Source organism: Gordonia sp. NB41Y (assembly GCF_030718915.1).
GTDB classification, from domain to species: domain Bacteria; phylum Actinomycetota; class Actinomycetes; order Mycobacteriales; family Mycobacteriaceae; genus Gordonia; species Gordonia desulfuricans.
On record NZ_CP132196.1, the window covers coordinates 3,324,266 to 3,338,936 of the forward strand.

Consider the following 14,671-nt stretch of genomic DNA (forward strand, 5'->3'; position numbering starts at 1 on the left):
GTCTCCCGCCTATCGCCACCCGACTCGATGACGCGATGAAACAACGTGAGTAACGTTGTATCATCAGGCGTAGCACACGGTGATCGCGGTCACAATGGGTTCGGGACGGATTTGTGGAGGGAATGGATGGCTTCACCGACACCGGCGCCAAAGACCTTGCTGGAACGCGCATATGACGACGTGACCACCGCGGCCGAGGACGGCGCCGCCGACGACCCGACGCGGACCAGGCTGCTCGACGCCGCCTACGAGCAGTTCTGCCGCATGGGCATCCAACGCTCGTCGATGGACGAGGTGGCCCGACGGGCGGGTCTGTCGCGGGTCACGATCTATCGCAAGTTCGCGAGCAAGGACGCCCTCGTCGAAGAGGTGATGCGGCGTGAGTTCGGCACCTACATCGCACGCTTCCTCGACGACATCGCCCCCGGGGAGAGCGCCGCCGACCGCCTGGTCCTGGGGTTCGTGAGTTCCTACCGGTCGATCTCCCGTAATCCGCTGATCGCCGGACTGCTCGAGGCGGAGCCGTCGTTGGTGGCCGGCGCCGTGGTCGGCGGCGACGGCCGGACCATGGCCGTGGTGCGTTCCTTTGTGGCCCAACAGCTCCGCCGAGAACAGCGGGCCGGAACGGTCCGCGCCGACCTCGACACCGAACTGACCGCGGAGATGATGGTCCGGATCTCCACGTCGCTGCTGACCATCCCGAGCCACATCGTCGACCTCGACGACGATGCCGCCCTCGCGGATGTCGCACGCCGCTATCTGGTCCCGATGCTCGAGGCCGAACCACGCGCACCGGCGGGGCGGGTCAGCCGGTGAACTGCCACGCCATCGCGGCGGCGACCGCACCGATCCCGTTGGCCGCCCAGTGCAGCGCCATCGGTGCCAGCAGACTGCCGCTGCGCAGCCGCGACCATCCCAGCAGTGCGCCGGCGGCGGCGGTGACGGCAACCGCGAGCAGCACCCCGACCAGGGAGGCAAAGGTACCGTCACCGACGATCTCGCGGAGCCCGTCGTTACCTGCGGTCAGTCCCTGAGACGATCCGACATGCCATGCCCCGAACAGCAGGGCCTGGATCCCGAGCGCGACCCGCGTCGACGAGACGCGCAGCAGCGCACCCAGCAGCGCACCCCGGAACAGCAACTCCTCGCCGATCACCGTCTGCAGCGGGATCAGCACCCCGGCGGCGAACAGCGCCTCCGGCAGGTCGGCATAGGCGTCGTTGCGGAACAGCTCACGGGTGAACGGCAGCGCGACCCCGACCGCGGCGATCACCGCCACGACCACCACGATCACCACGGCCCACCGGATGCCGCGACCCAGCGTGTGCCGCGAGAGTCCGAGATCGGCCCAGCTCAGGCCGGCCAGCCGGACGGCGATCGTCACCGCCACCGCGACCCCGAGTACCAGCCACGAACCGGGTACACCGAAGACGTAGATACACAGCTGCACCACGACCAGTGCCGCCACGATGCCCACCACGATGCCGACATCACGGGCTCTGCCCATCCCACCTCCCGATCGTGGCGCGCCGGACACGACTCGTCGCGTACCCGGTGTTCTCCCGATCTGCCACGATAAGACCGATCGGACCCGATCGCCGCCGTTGTGAGGAGCCCGTGTTGCCCGACACACCCGATGAGAACGCAGCCGACCGATCATCCCCGGCCGAGTCGACGCCGGCCGAGTCGACCACCAGGGAGTCGGCCGGCGACCGGGCATCCGTCGATGCATCGGCCGGCGCGACCGCCGAGGACACCGCGGTCGACACCACGGCGGGCGACTCCACGGGGGCCGAGACCACGAGGGCCGACACCACGGGGGCCGACGCCGAGTCCGACGACGAGTCGAAGCGGGGATGGTGGCGGTCGTATCGTTCGCGGATCTCCTTCACCGGACTCGTGGTCGGCACCGTCTTCCTGTGGCTTGCGGTCACGCCGTCGCTGCTGCCTCGCGGCCCCCTGTTCCAGGGCATCGTCAGCGGTGGTGCCGCCGCCCTCGGCTATTGCATCGGGGTGTTCTTCGCCTGGCTGGCCAAGTTCATGGTCTCGCGCAACCGGCGCTGGCCCAGTCCCGGCCGCTGGTTCTGGCTGGGTCTGGCCGTCGTCTTCGTCGTGGGCTCGGTGGTGATGCTCTACTGGTTCTCGGTGTGGCAGGACGAGATCCGCAGCCTGATGGGTGTCGAGCATCTGTCCTGGACGGCGTACCCGGTGATCATCGTCGTCGCGATCGTCGTCTTCACCGTGCTCATGCTGATCGGGCAGGGCTGGGCGTGGCTGCTCACCTGGCTGGTTCGTAAGCTCAACACCGTTGCACCACCCAGGATCTCGGCCATCGCCGGTGCCGTGGTGGTGGTGCTGCTGACCGTCTTCATCCTCAACGGCGTGGTGGCGAAGTACTCGATGCAGTGGCTCAACGCCAGCTTCGCCGCCGCCAACGACGAGGTGGGGGCCACCACGGGCGCGCCGGCGTCGACGCTACGGTCGGGTGGTCCGGGTTCGCTGGTCAGCTGGTCGTCGCTGGGCCGTGAGGGTCGCATCACCGTCGACGGCGGCCCCACCGTGGAGCAGCTGAGCGCCTTCAACGGTGCGCCCGCGATGGAACCGATCCGTGCCTTCGTGGGTCTCGGATCGGGTGACGACCTGCGCGCGAATGCGCAACTGGCCGCCGACGAACTGGTCCGGATGGGCGGTCTGGACCGCAAGGTGATCGCGATCGGCGCCACCACCGGATCGGGCTGGCTGAACAAGGCGACCATCGACACCATCGAGTACATGTACAACGGCGACACCGCGCTGGTGTCGATGCAGTACTCGTATCTGCCGAGCTGGCTGTCGTTCCTGGTCGACAGCGAACGTGCCCGTCAGGCGGGGTCGGCGTTGTTCGAGGCCGTGGACGCGCGGGTGCAGCAGGTGCCGGAGGCACAACGCCCCAAGGTGGTGGTGTTCGGTGAGAGCCTCGGATCCTTCGGCGCCGAGGCCGCATTCGGTACCGTGCCCACGGTCGCGGCCCGCACCGACGGCGCCCTGTTCGTCGGCCCCACCTTCAACAACACCCTGTGGGGGGATGCCACCGCGGCCCGCGATCCCGGCTCGCCGGAGTGGCTGCCCGTCTACGACGACGGGCGTCAGGTCCGGTTCATCGCCGACCCGTCCGACCTCGATCGGCCGGACGCACCGTGGACGGGTACACGCGTGGTGTATCTGCAGCACGCCTCCGACCCGATCGCATGGTGGTCGCCGAGACTGATTCTCAACCAACCGGATTGGTTGCGTGAGGAACACGGTCGCGACGTCCTCGGTGCGGTGCGCTGGATTCCCTTCGTCACCTTCCTGCAGGTGTCGGCGGACATGGCGGTGTCGGTGGGCGTGCCCGACGGTCATGGCCACCACTATTTGTCGGCGATCCCGTATGCCTGGGCCGACATCCTGCAGCCGCCCGGGTGGACACCGGAGAAGACCCAGGAGTTGTTGCCGCTGTTGCACCGTGACTGACCGCACCAGGGGCGTACGGTGGGATCCGTACCGTCCCCTGGAGGTGTGACGAGCATGACCACAGTGGTGATAGTCGGCGGCGGTCTGGCCGGGGCCAAGACCGCCGAGGCCCTGCGGGAAAAGGACTTCGACGGCAACGTCGTCCTGTTCGGGGCAGAGGAGCGGCTGCCGTATGAGCGGCCGCCACTGTCCAAGGAGTTCCTGGCCCGCAAGAAGAAGCCGGACGAGTTCACCGTCCACGACACCAACTGGTACCTCGACCACCGCGTGGACCTGCGGCCGGGCACCGCCGTCGAGCGGGTCGACGCGGAAGCGAAAACGGTTGTGTTGCCGGATGGTTCGACAGTCGCCTACGACACGCTGGTGCTGGCCACCGGATCGTCGTCGCGGCACCTCGACCTGCCGGGAGCCGACGCCGCCGGTGTGCACCATCTGCGGACACTCGACGACGCCCGGGCTCTGGACGAGGCGATCGCCGGTGGCGGGCGGCTGGCGATCGTGGGCGGTGGCTGGATCGGGTTGGAGGTGGCCGCCACGGCCCGCGAACGCGGCATGGCGGTGACCGTCGCCGAGGTGGAATCGTTGCCGTTGCTCCGCGCGCTGGGACCCGATGTGGCACAGGTCTTCGCGAATCTGCACCGCGCGCACGACGTCGACCTGCGGACCGGGGTACAGGTCACCGAGATCCTGACCGCCGACGGCCGGGCCGCGGGCCTGAAGTTCGCCGACGAGACCACCGTCTACGCCGATGCGGTACTCGTCGCCGCCGGTGCGATCCCCGATCTCGATCTCGCGATCAGCGCCGGTGTCGACATCGACGGCGGCGGAGTGCTGGTGGATGCCGGACTACGCAGCAGCGATCCGTCGATCTATGTGGTCGGCGACATCGCGAACGCAACGCATCCTATACTCGGACGTCGGGTGCGGACCGAGCACTGGGCCAATGCCCTCAACCAGCCGGCGGTGGCCGCGGCGAACATCGTCGGTGAGCACGCCGAATACACCAATCTGCCGTATTTCTTCACCGATCAGTACGACCTCGGGATGGAGTACAGCGGGCTGGGCGGCGCCGACGACCGCGTGATCACGCGGGGCGATCTCGCCAAGCGCGAGTTCGTCGCGTTCTGGGTCGACGACGCCGGACACGTGCGCGCCGGGATGCAGGTGAACATCTGGGATCAGCTCGACGACATCAAGAAGCTCATCGAATCCGGCAGTGCGGTCGACGTCGATCGCCTCGCCGATGCGCAGGTGCCATTGGCATCCCTGTTCTGAGCAGTTCGGGTTCGACCAGCGGATGGCCGTCGGCGTCGGGTGTCAGTTCCGCCCGAAGAACCGGGCGATCGGCCCGCGTTCCCGCTCGTGCCCGGCGCAGCGCTGGGAGGTGGGGATGCCGCGCATCACCTCGTCGACGTGCCGGCCGCAGCCGCGCCACGTCGGTTTGCCGCACTTGCCGCAGGTGACCTTCTGACACATGTGATTCTCCTTCGGTTGTCGATCTTCTCAGGGCCTGAACCGGGTTCGGGTGGCGCCTGGTTCAGGCGTGGACGGGCTCGGCGTCGGGGACGACGAGAAGTCCGCCGGCGTCGCCGAGTCGGGCGCGCAGCGTCGACATCCCGCCCGAGAGATGGGCGACGTCGAGGCCCGCGGCTGCGAGGATTCGGGTCGCCAGATAGGAGCGCATACCGGATTCGCAGTACACCCGGAGCGGGCGACCGGCGGCGAATGCGGTGATCTCGTCGAGACGTTCGCGGATCTCGGTGTGCGGCACCAGGAGTGCATCACGCACGTGCCCGGTCGCGTACTCCTGCGCCGAGCGGACGTCGAGCACCGCGGCCGACGATGCGACCTCGGCGAGCCCGTCGGCCTGCCACACGGTGACGGTGCCGTCCACGACGTTCTCGGCGATCATCCCGGCGAGGTTGACCGGGTCCTTCGCCGAGCCGTACGGCGGGGCGTAGGCGAGATCGAGGTCCATCAGGTCGGCGGCGGTCAGATGGGTGCGGATGGCGGTGGCCAGCACGTCGATCCGCTTGTCCACGCCGTCGGCACCGACCGCCTGTGCACCCAGGATCAGACCGTCGGTGACGCGGATGTGCATCAGGAGGTGGATGGCCTGCGCGCCGGGGAAGTACCCGGCGTGACTGTTCGGATGCAGGTGGACGGTCTGGTAGCCGATCCCCGCGGCCTCGAGTGACCGCCGGTTGGCGCCGGTCATCGCTGCGGCGAGGCCGCCGATCCGCACGATCGCGGTGCCGACCGGGGCCGGCATCGGGCGGGCCTTCGCGGGGCGCAGGACGGCGTCGGCCACCAGACGGCCCGCCCGGTTGGCCGGGCCGGCCAGGGCGACCGGCCGGCGCAGACCCGTGACCGCGTCGGTGCACACGGTCGCGTCACCCACCGCCCAGATGCCGTCAATGCTGGTCGCGCCGTGCTCGTCGACGACGATGGCACCGCGTTCGCAGGCGACCCCGGCCGTGGCGAACGGTGCGGTGTCGGGGGTGACCCCGACCGACAGCACGACGATGTCGGCGGGCAGCCGTGACCCGTCGGCCAGCACGACGGTGGCGGCATGCCCGGTACCGGTGTCGGTGTCGGTGTCGGTGTCGCTGTCGATGGAGACCGCGGCGACGCCGTCGTGGACGGTGATGCCCAGGTGGCCGAGTTCATCCCGCACGAGTGAGGCCATCTCGGTTTCCAGCGGTGGCAGCACGTGGTCGGCGAGCTCGACGACGTCGACCTCGAGTCCGCGCATACGCAAGGCCTCGGCGGCCTCGAGGCCGATGAAGCCGGCGCCGAGGACCACCGCACGCCGGGCTCCGCCGAGGACGTGCTCGCGCAGCGCGACGGCGTCGCCGACGGTGCGCAGGGTGGTCACGACCGGGGAGTCGACACCCGGGATCGGTGGACGGACGGCGCGGGCGCCGGGCGCGAGGATCAGCGCGTCATAGGCCAGGGTGGCGGTGCCGTGCGGGGTCTGCACGTGCACCACCTTGGCCGCGGCGTCGACGGCGGTGACGTCGTGGTCGGTGCGGACGTCGAGATTCAGCGAGTTGCGCAGGGACTCCGGGGTCTGGACGAGCAGATCCGCCTCGGCGGCGATCTCGCCGCCGACGAAATAGGGGAGTCCGCAGTTCGCGAACGACACGTGCTCGCCCCGTTCGAGGACGATGATCTCGGCGTTCTCGTCGAGGCGGCGTGCGCGCGCCGCTGCGCTCATCCCACCGGCGACTCCGCCGACAACGATCAGTTTCATACCCCCGAGGGTATATACCCAGGGGGGTATCAACAAGGGTAGGTGGTCCAGATCTCAGGGAGCCACGGAGAGCCAGTCGGCCAGACCCGACGGGTCGTGCCGGCCGAGCGCGCCATGCTCGAACAGCCCCCATCCCTGCCGCTGCGTGCCGTCGGCCTCGGTGCACACCGCACGGCCGACGTGGTCGATCACCCCGAACGGGATGCGGCCGGACACTGCCGGGTCGGCCAGATCGTAGGTGTGCCGCTCGGTGAAACCCGCACCGCGCCAGACGCCGTGCGTCCAGTCCGGATCCCCGCCGTAGCCGCCGCCGACGTGGATCGGCGCGGCGAGCAGTGAGCTCACCTCGAGCGTGACCGGCGCCCCCGACGCATCCGTGGCGGTGATCGTCGCGCCGTCGGGAATCCTCGTGCCGGAGCGGTAGTGCACGACGATCCGTGGCCAGCCGAGCTGTTCGACCCGGCCGTCTCGCCAGATTCGCGTGCAGTCGTTGAGGATTCGGTATCCGTCGGGCTCCTCCTGGACGATCAGGACGAGCTGGAAGTCGTCGAAGGCCATCGGGATGTAGTTCCACCACATGCCCTCGAACGGCGGATCGGCGGGCCGGCCCGCGGGTTCGGGCTCACCGACCGGACGGATACCCCAGGAGCGGTCACGGCTGCCGATCCAGACCGCCGGGTCGACGGCGACCTCGGTGCCGTCCACCGTGATCGACCCCGACCAGGAACCGACCTGCGCAAAACGCTGCGCCTCCAGGGTGACCCGCGTCCCGGTGCGCATGATGTGCGGGAGTTCCCGGTGTGCTCCGAACAGTCCGGTGAAGGTGAGGTCGACGGCGATCCCGTGGGTGTCGTCGAGCGTGAGGTGCAGGCGCCGAAGGGGTTCGACGACGTCGACGGCGTAGGCGCCGACACGCTGGTTCAGCCGATCGGCGTCGATCGCGTCGGACAGGTGTACCGCCGTGTGGGTGGTGCCGCCGCGGTTGATCAGCACGAAGGCGTCCTTGACGCCGAGATTGGGGTAGTAGCCGATCCCGGTGATCAGGAAGATCTCGCCGGTCCGGTCGTGGGCGTTGAAGTAGGAGCGGTCGTAGAAGTTCCGGTCCGAGGTCCCCGGCCACGAGATGGGTTGTGGTGTCTGATGAATCGGGAACTCGTCGGCGGGTGACAGCATCTAGGCCTCTCCTTCGATCAGCCGGGCGAGCAGGTTGCGGTGATAGAAGAACTCGACGTCGATGTCCGACGGTGGTGGTTGCTCGCCGAAGTGCACGCGGCGTGCACCGGCCCGCAGGAACACGCAGCACCAGACGACGCCGGCGAACACCGAGAACCAGCGCAGGTCGGCCAGTTCCACCCCGGTGCGCTCGAGATAGCGTTCCCGGACGTCGTCCTCCCGGAGCAGATCCGGCATCCCCGGGAGGCCCGCCATATCGGCGAGTTCCTGGAAGACGTTGTGGGCGAAGATCAGCCACGAGACATCGAGCTCGCGGGGGCCGAGGCAGGCCATCTCCCAGTCGAGCAGTGCGACCGGGGTGAAATCCTCGTAGATCACGTTGCCGATCCGGGCGTCGCCCCAGCACAGCACCGGTGGTCGGGCGGCGGCGTCGGCGGGGAGGTTGGCCGTCAGCCATGCGAGTGCGCCCTCGGCCAGCGGCGAACGCCCGACGGATGCCGCCGACGACTCGTACCAGTCGGCCAGCCAGGCGAGTCTGCGGTGCAAGGTGTCGCCTCCGGCGGGCATCTCGTCGTCGAGGAAGCCGAAGACGGTGGGCGCATCGGTGATCGAGTGCAGCTCGGCGATCCGGTCGATCGTCGAATCCTGCACCCTCCGTTGTTGTTCCGGAGTGGCGTCGAAGAGCCAGTTGGTGCCGAAGGTGTACGGCATCACATCGGGTGGGATCAGGCCGTCGATCCGCTCCATCAGGAAGAACGGCGAGCCGAGTACCGCGCCGGTGGTCTCGAGGTGGTGCACCCTCGGGATCGGGACCCCGGTGGTGCGGGCGAGCAGCGACATCACCTCGTACTGGTGGTCGAGGCGGTAGTGGTCGAACACCGGGATGTCCTCCGGGCGTGGCTGCATCCGCATCACCCAGCGCTCGGATTCCGGGTGGTGGCCGGAAGGCCATGTGGCGTCGACCATCACGGTCTCCGATGACATCCCGTTGGCGTCGGTGCCGGCGTCGACGGTCAGGGCGGGCCGTACCCCGGAGCCCGCGGCGAGATGGTCTGACAGGGTGTCGGCGAAGGCGGCGATGTCGCGTGCGGAGCGTTGAAGATGCATGAGAAAACCTCCCGTCGGCCACGCTACGTCGAGACGCGTTGCGGACGGGAGGTTTTGGCAGGACCGCTTGCTCAGCTCCGGACGAAGTCGAGCAGGGCGGCGGTCACCTCCTCGGCGTGGGTCCACAGCAGGCCGTGCGGCGCGCCCTCGATCTCCACGTAGCGGGCCGCCGGGACGGCCTCGTGGAAGGGACGGCCGGTGGCGTCGATCGGCAGGATGTTGTCGGCGGTGCCGTGCAGGATCAGGGTCGGCTTGCCGGAGTCGCGAACCGCGGCGACATCGGGACGGAAGTCCTCGATCCAGGTCGGCACCACCTTGTAGGCGGCGACCGGCGCGCTCGCGACCGCGGTGTTCCGGTTGGCGTCGACGACCTCGTGCGAGATCCGGGTGCCGAGGTTCTCACCGAGGTTGTAGAAGTTGTCGTAGAACTGCGTGAACCAGGCGTAGCGGTCGGTGTAGGCGGCGGTGTGGATGCCGTCGAAGACCTCTTTGTCGACCCCGGTCGGGTTGTCGTCGGTCTTGAGCAGGAACGGCTCCAGGGAGGCCAGGAATGCGAACCGGGCCACCCTGTCGTGACCGTGGTTGCGGGTGTAGCGCGCGAGTTCGCCTGTCCCCATGGAGAACCCGACGAGGATGACGTCGCGGAGGTCGAGGGTCGTCAGCACGGTGTCCAGGTCGGCGGCGAAGGTGTCGTAGTCGTATCCGATGCCGGCCTTGCTGGACTGGCCGAAGCCGCGGCGGTCGTAGGTGATGACGCGGTACCCGGCGTCGATCAGTGCCCGGCTCTGCAGTTCCCAGCTGTGTCCGTCGAGGGGATATCCGTGGATCAGGACGACGGCCTGTCCGGTGCCGTGGTCTTCGTAGTACAGCTCGATGTCGGTCGAGTTCTCGGTGCCGACGGTGATGTAGCCCATGGTGGTCCTCCTTGTCGGGACCGGCGAGAACGGGCGTTCTCACCGGTGTCCGCTAGAGTAGAGAACGATCGTTCTCAGTGCAAGGGTATCGATCGGTGAGAAGGTATGAGCGTGACTGACAGCGTGCGAGAGCAGGTGGTGGAGGCAGCCGACCGGCTGTTCAACGCCTACGGGGTACGCGGCGTGGGGATGGACCGCGTCCGCGACGAGGCCGGGGTGTCGCTGAAGAAGCTCTACTCGGTGGTCGACTCCAAGGAAGACCTGGTCCTGGCGGTGCTGGCGAACCGCAGCCGGCAGTGGGCTCGGGGTATCGACGCCGCGGCGGCCCGGGTCGACGGGCCGCGCGAGAAGCTGCTCGCGATCTTCGACTTCCTGCTCGACTGGTTCGCCGACGACGAGTTCCGCGGGTGCGCGTTCATCAACGCGTTCGGCGAACTGGGCGGCCAGATGCCGGCCGTCGTCGAGGCCGTCCGGCAGCAGAAGGCCGATTTCCAGGGCTACGTCGCCCGGCTGGCCGATGAGCTGGGGGCCGCACCGAGCCTGGCACCGCAGCTGTCGTTGCTGGCCGAGGGGGCACAGACCACGGCGGCCATCGCCGGCGGCGTGGATGCCGCCCGCGATGCCCGCGCCGCCGCCGAGGTGCTGATCGAGGCCGCACTGCGCTGACCGGGGCCGTACCCCCGATCAGACCGGTGCTCGATCAGACCCGTGCTCGATCAGACCTTGGCCTGGGTGTCCTTGCTCTCGGGATCGGTGTCGGCGATCCGCTGCGCCCAGCGGTACAGGCCGACGACGAACAGGATGAACACGGCGAGGCCGAGCCACTTCGCGTAGTCGTCGAAGCTCTCGCCGACCACGTTCAGGGTGTCGTCGCGCCCGCTGATCGCGACGATGCCGGCGAACACCACACCGAAGAGGCTCTCGCCGACGATCAGGCCGGTGGCCATCAGCACGCCGATGCGCTTCTTGTGCTCGACGTTCCCGCCGGACCGCTCGGCCCACTTGTTGTAGCCCACACCGAGGAAGGCGCCGATCGGGATGATCAGGGTGAGCGACATCGGCAGGTACATACCCATACCCACGGCCAGCGGGGGCAGGCGCAGCCGGCTGCTGGTCTTGCCCAGCACCTCGTCGACGATGATCACGCCGACACCGATCAGTGCGCCGATGCCCAGCAGGCCCCAGTCGAGCGACCCGCCCAGCACGCCGGTGGCCAGATCCGACATCAGGCGAGCCTGCGGTGCGGCCAGGGCGTCCTCGCCGGCACCCGGGGCACCGGCGAACCCGAAGGCATTGCTCATCAGTCCGAGGACCGGCGGGATGATCGCGGCACCGAACATCACGCCGATGATCAGGGCGACCTGCTGCTTCCACGGGGTGGCACCGACCAGCTGGCCGGTCTTGAGGTCCTGCAGGTTGTCGTTGGAGATCGTCGCGATACCGAACACGATGGATGCGGTGAACAGTGTGAAGGCGACCAGCGGCAGCGTCTGGTCGTCGTCGGAACTGCCGAACACCAGCTTCACGAGGATCGCCGCGATCAGGACCACCAGGATGCCCACCCCGGAGATGGGGCTGTTGGACGATCCGATCAGGCCGGCCATGTAGCCGCACACGGCGGCGATCAGCAGACCCGCGATGATGACGAAGACGATCATGGTGATGATCAGTGCGGCCGACGAGTGGGCGATGCTGGTGTCCTGCACGAAGTCCCACAGCATGAAGCCGATCGGGATCATCAGCACCAGCACGGTGCCGCCGACGTAGGTGATCGGGATGTCGCGCTCGGTGATGTCCACGGTGACGCCGGCCTGACGGGAGCGCATCGAGGTCATCGAGTTGCGGATGCCGGTGATGATCGGGCCCATGATCTTGACCAGCGTCCAGATCGCGGCGATCGCGATCGCGCCGGCACCGATCAGGCGCACCTCGCCGGAGAACGCCGACGAGATCACGTCGCCGATGGCGGGGCCGTTCGTGAAGTCGCCCCAGGTGCGGATCGGCAGCAGCACCACGAACGAGATGACCAGGCCGACGAGCATGGCGATACCGACGGTGATGCCGACCAGGTGGCCGATACCGATCAGCGCCAGCGACAGGCTGGCGCCGAACATGCTGCCGCCGGTGCCGATCTTGTACACCGCCGACAACGAGTCACTGACCAGGCGCATCTTGGCGAGCAGGGCGAACAGTGCGGAGGCGACGGTGCCGATCAGGATGGTCCACAGCCCGGCCTTGTTGCTCTGTGCGCCCTCGCTGGTCTCACCGACCTTGAGGACCTCGGCCGCGGCCACCCCCTCGGGATAGGGCAGATCCGATCCGGTGACCAGCGCCCGGCGCAGCGGGATCGAGTACATGACGCCGAGGACACCGCCGACCGCGCAGACCGCGAGGGTGGTCCAGTAGGGGAACCCGACCCACCAGCCGATCATCACCAGGCCGGGGATGACGAAGATGATCGCTGACAACGTGCCCGCCGCCGAGGCGACGGTCTGCACGATGTTGTTCTCCACGATCGAGTGATCGGAGAAGGCGCGCAGCACCGCCATCGAGATGACCGCCGCGGGGATCGCGGTGGCGAAGGTCAGACCGACCTTGAGACCGATGTAGGCATTGGCCGCGGTGAACACCAGGGTGATCAGGCCACCGAGGACGATCGCACGAACCGTGAGTTCGCGGATACCGGGGCCGGCCGGCCGGGCCGGGGCCGAGGTGGATTCGGACATGTCAGTCCTTCGCGTCGACGGTGGGGTCGGACAACACCCTATGCCTGTCGGCCGGTGTGCCGGTGACGCATCCGGCAGTGCTGTGCGAGATCGAGATCTGCGCCACTCGTGCGGCGTGCGGCCGTGCGCCCGTACGGTGGTGCAATGGCCCGAACCATCGCCACCACCGACACCGTCGACCTCACCGCCCTGCTCGAGTTCGTCCGACCCCGGCACCGAATGTTGTTGGGTACCACCCGCGCCGACGGGCGCGTGCAGTTGTCGCCGGTCAGCGGGGGCGTCGACGACCAGGGGCGCCTGGTGATCGCGACATATCCGGGTCGCGCCAAGACCGCCAACGCACGCCGGCGTCCCGCGGTCACCGTGTGCATCGTCTCCGACGAGTGGAACGGCCCGTGGGTGCAGATCGACGGCACCGCCGAGGTTCTCGACATGCCGGATGCCGAGGACGGTCTGGTCGACTACTTCCGGTCGATCGCCGGCGAGCACTCCGACTGGGACGAGTACCGGGCGGCGATGCGACTGCAGAACAAGTCGCTGATCCGCGTCACCCCGACCTCATGGGGCCCGATCGCCACCGGTGGGTTCCCGGCCGGGGTCGCCGCGGATCTCGACGCCCGCGACGCACAGGGCTGACTCTCCGGGAACCGACGGCCCCGGGTCCGGCGGCCCGGGTCAGGCGGTCGTCTCGGCGATCGCCTGCTCGAGGATCTCCAGACCCAGGCGTAGCTCGTCGTCGGATGCGGTGAGCGGCGGCGCGATCCGGAAGGTGCCGCCGAGTCCGGGCAGTTGCACCACGTTCATGTGCAGACCGAGCTCGTAGCAGCGGCGGGTGATCGCGGCACCGAGTTCGTCGGAGGTGGCGGCGTCGGTGTCGGTGAGTTCGAGCCCCTGCAGCAGTCCGCGGCCACGGATGTCGCCGACGACCCGATGGCGGCGCGCGATGTCGGCCAGTCCGCCGCGCAGGAGGTCACCGGCCTCGGCGGCGCGGACGTCGAGCCGGTCGCGCTGCAGGACGTCGAGGACGGTGTTGCCCACGGCGGCCGGCAGCGGGTCGGAGACGTGGGTGGTGAAGAACAGGAATCCGCGGTCGTGGGCGATCCGTTCGATCTCCGACGACGTGACGGTGGCCGCGAGCGGGAGACCGGCGCCGAGCGTCTTGGACAGGGTGAGGATGTCGGGGACCACGCCGTCGCGCTCGAAGGCGTACCAGGAACCGGTGCGGCACAGGCCCGTCTGTGCCTCGTCGAGGATCAGCAGCATGCCGCGCTGCCGGCACTTGTCGGCCAGTGCGGCGAGGTAGCCGGGCGGGAGGTCGATGACGCCGCCCGAGGACAGGATCGGTTCGACGATGCACGCGGCCAGCGACCCGGTGGACTGGGCGTCGATCAGCGAGAACCCGAAGTCCAGTTGCCGTTGCCAGTCGAGGGTGCCGTCGGGGTGGGTGAAGTCGGGCCGGAAGGCGTCCGGGGTGGGCAGTGCGAAGTTCCCCGGACCGACCGGACCGTATCCGCCGCGACCGGCGCTGTAGGTCGCGGCGGCCGCGGCGGCGGTCATCCCGTGCCACGACCGGGCGAACGACACGATCTCGTGTCGGCCGGTGACGAGTTTCGCCATCCGGATGGCGGCCTCGTTGGATTCCGCGCCGGTGGTCAGCAGGATCACCTTGTCCAGCGGGTCGGGGAGGGTGTCGGTGAGCCGCTCGGCGAGGTCGAGGACGGGGGCACTGAGCATCCCGCTGAACAGGTGGTCGAGGGTGGCGATCTGATGGCTCACCGTGGCGACGATCTCCGGGTGTGAGTGCCCCAGGATCGCCGACATCTGACCGGATGTGAAGTCCAGGATGCGCCGGCCGCCGGCGGTGTGGACGAAGCTGCCCTCGGCCCGGCCGATCAGCTCCGGGGAGATGGTGCCGCCGTACCGGATCAGATGACGGGTGAGGTCGGGGGCGGTGACCGGCTGCGGATCGGTGGGGGCCATGCGCACAACGGTACGGCCGAACA

General features: G+C 68.8%; 13 protein-coding genes. 5 read left to right on the forward strand and 8 right to left on the reverse strand.

The window, feature by feature from the left end; all coding sequences use genetic code 11:
- Positions 1-126: 126 nt before the first annotated feature.
- Positions 127-816 (forward strand): TetR/AcrR family transcriptional regulator, encoded by a 690-nt coding sequence (locus Q9K23_RS14365; protein ID WP_053778392.1) that lies wholly within the window; start codon positions 127-129, stop codon positions 814-816.
- On the opposite strand, the gene Q9K23_RS14370 is transcribed toward Q9K23_RS14365, so the two are convergent.
- Positions 806-1,507: a CPBP family intramembrane glutamic endopeptidase gene (locus Q9K23_RS14370; protein WP_020792328.1), complete on the reverse strand. Its 702-nt coding sequence runs from the start codon at positions 1,505-1,507 to the stop codon at positions 806-808. The two genes, Q9K23_RS14365 and Q9K23_RS14370, sit on opposite strands and share 11 nt — an antisense overlap.
- Before the next feature lie 113 nt (positions 1,508-1,620).
- On the opposite strand from Q9K23_RS14370, the gene Q9K23_RS14375 reads away from it, so the two are divergent.
- A complete protein-coding gene (locus tag Q9K23_RS14375; RefSeq protein ID WP_082366069.1) occupies positions 1,621-3,492 on the forward strand; it encodes an alpha/beta-hydrolase family protein in 1,872 nt (623 codons plus the stop codon).
- A gap of 54 nt (positions 3,493-3,546) precedes the next feature.
- Positions 3,547-4,767 (forward strand): FAD-dependent oxidoreductase, encoded by a 1,221-nt coding sequence (locus Q9K23_RS14380; RefSeq protein ID WP_053778393.1) that lies wholly within the window; start codon positions 3,547-3,549, stop codon positions 4,765-4,767.
- Positions 4,768-4,809: 42 nt separating this feature from the next.
- On the opposite strand, the gene Q9K23_RS14385 is transcribed toward Q9K23_RS14380, so the two are convergent.
- The 5 genes from Q9K23_RS14385 to Q9K23_RS14405 all read right to left on the reverse strand — a co-directional run bounded on the left by Q9K23_RS14385 (position 4,810) and on the right by Q9K23_RS14405 (position 9,942).
- Positions 4,810-4,968 carry a hypothetical protein gene (locus Q9K23_RS14385; protein ID WP_187343585.1) on the reverse strand — a complete coding sequence of 53 codons (159 nt, stop codon included), beginning with the start codon at positions 4,966-4,968 and terminating at the stop codon, positions 4,810-4,812.
- A gap of 61 nt (positions 4,969-5,029) precedes the next feature.
- Positions 5,030-6,748 (reverse strand): FAD-dependent oxidoreductase, encoded by a 1,719-nt coding sequence (locus tag Q9K23_RS14390; protein ID WP_305950167.1) that lies wholly within the window; start codon positions 6,746-6,748, stop codon positions 5,030-5,032.
- Between the two features lie 54 nt (positions 6,749-6,802).
- Positions 6,803-7,921, reverse strand: a complete 1,119-nt coding sequence (locus tag Q9K23_RS14395) for a hypothetical protein (protein ID WP_020792307.1) — start codon at positions 7,919-7,921, stop codon at positions 6,803-6,805.
- A complete protein-coding gene (locus Q9K23_RS14400) occupies positions 7,922-9,028 on the reverse strand; it encodes a phosphotransferase family protein (protein ID WP_020792306.1) in 1,107 nt (368 codons plus the stop codon).
- Positions 9,029-9,099: 71 nt separating this feature from the next.
- Positions 9,100-9,942 carry an alpha/beta hydrolase gene (locus Q9K23_RS14405; protein ID WP_020792305.1) on the reverse strand — a complete coding sequence of 281 codons (843 nt, stop codon included), beginning with the start codon at positions 9,940-9,942 and terminating at the stop codon, positions 9,100-9,102.
- Positions 9,943-10,047: 105 nt separating this feature from the next.
- Here Q9K23_RS14405 and Q9K23_RS14410 point away from each other — a divergent pair, with 105 nt between their 5' ends.
- On the forward strand, positions 10,048-10,608 hold the full coding sequence (locus Q9K23_RS14410) for a TetR/AcrR family transcriptional regulator (RefSeq protein ID WP_053778394.1): 561 nt from the start codon (positions 10,048-10,050) through the stop codon (positions 10,606-10,608).
- 50 nt (positions 10,609-10,658) lie between these two features.
- Here the strand turns inward: Q9K23_RS14410 and Q9K23_RS14415 are convergent, their stop codons facing one another.
- Positions 10,659-12,668, reverse strand: a complete 2,010-nt coding sequence (locus Q9K23_RS14415) for an oligopeptide transporter, OPT family (RefSeq protein ID WP_020792009.1) — start codon at positions 12,666-12,668, stop codon at positions 10,659-10,661.
- 144 nt (positions 12,669-12,812) lie between these two features.
- Here Q9K23_RS14415 and Q9K23_RS14420 point away from each other — a divergent pair, with 144 nt between their 5' ends.
- Positions 12,813-13,304 (forward strand): PPOX class F420-dependent oxidoreductase, encoded by a 492-nt coding sequence (locus Q9K23_RS14420; RefSeq protein ID WP_053778409.1) that lies wholly within the window; start codon positions 12,813-12,815, stop codon positions 13,302-13,304.
- 39 nt (positions 13,305-13,343) lie between these two features.
- Here Q9K23_RS14420 and Q9K23_RS14425 read toward each other — a convergent pair whose 3' ends face one another.
- Entirely contained in the window at positions 13,344-14,648 is a 1,305-nt protein-coding gene (locus Q9K23_RS14425) for an aspartate aminotransferase family protein (protein WP_053778395.1), read from the reverse strand.
- Between the last annotated feature and the right edge of the window lie 23 nt (positions 14,649-14,671).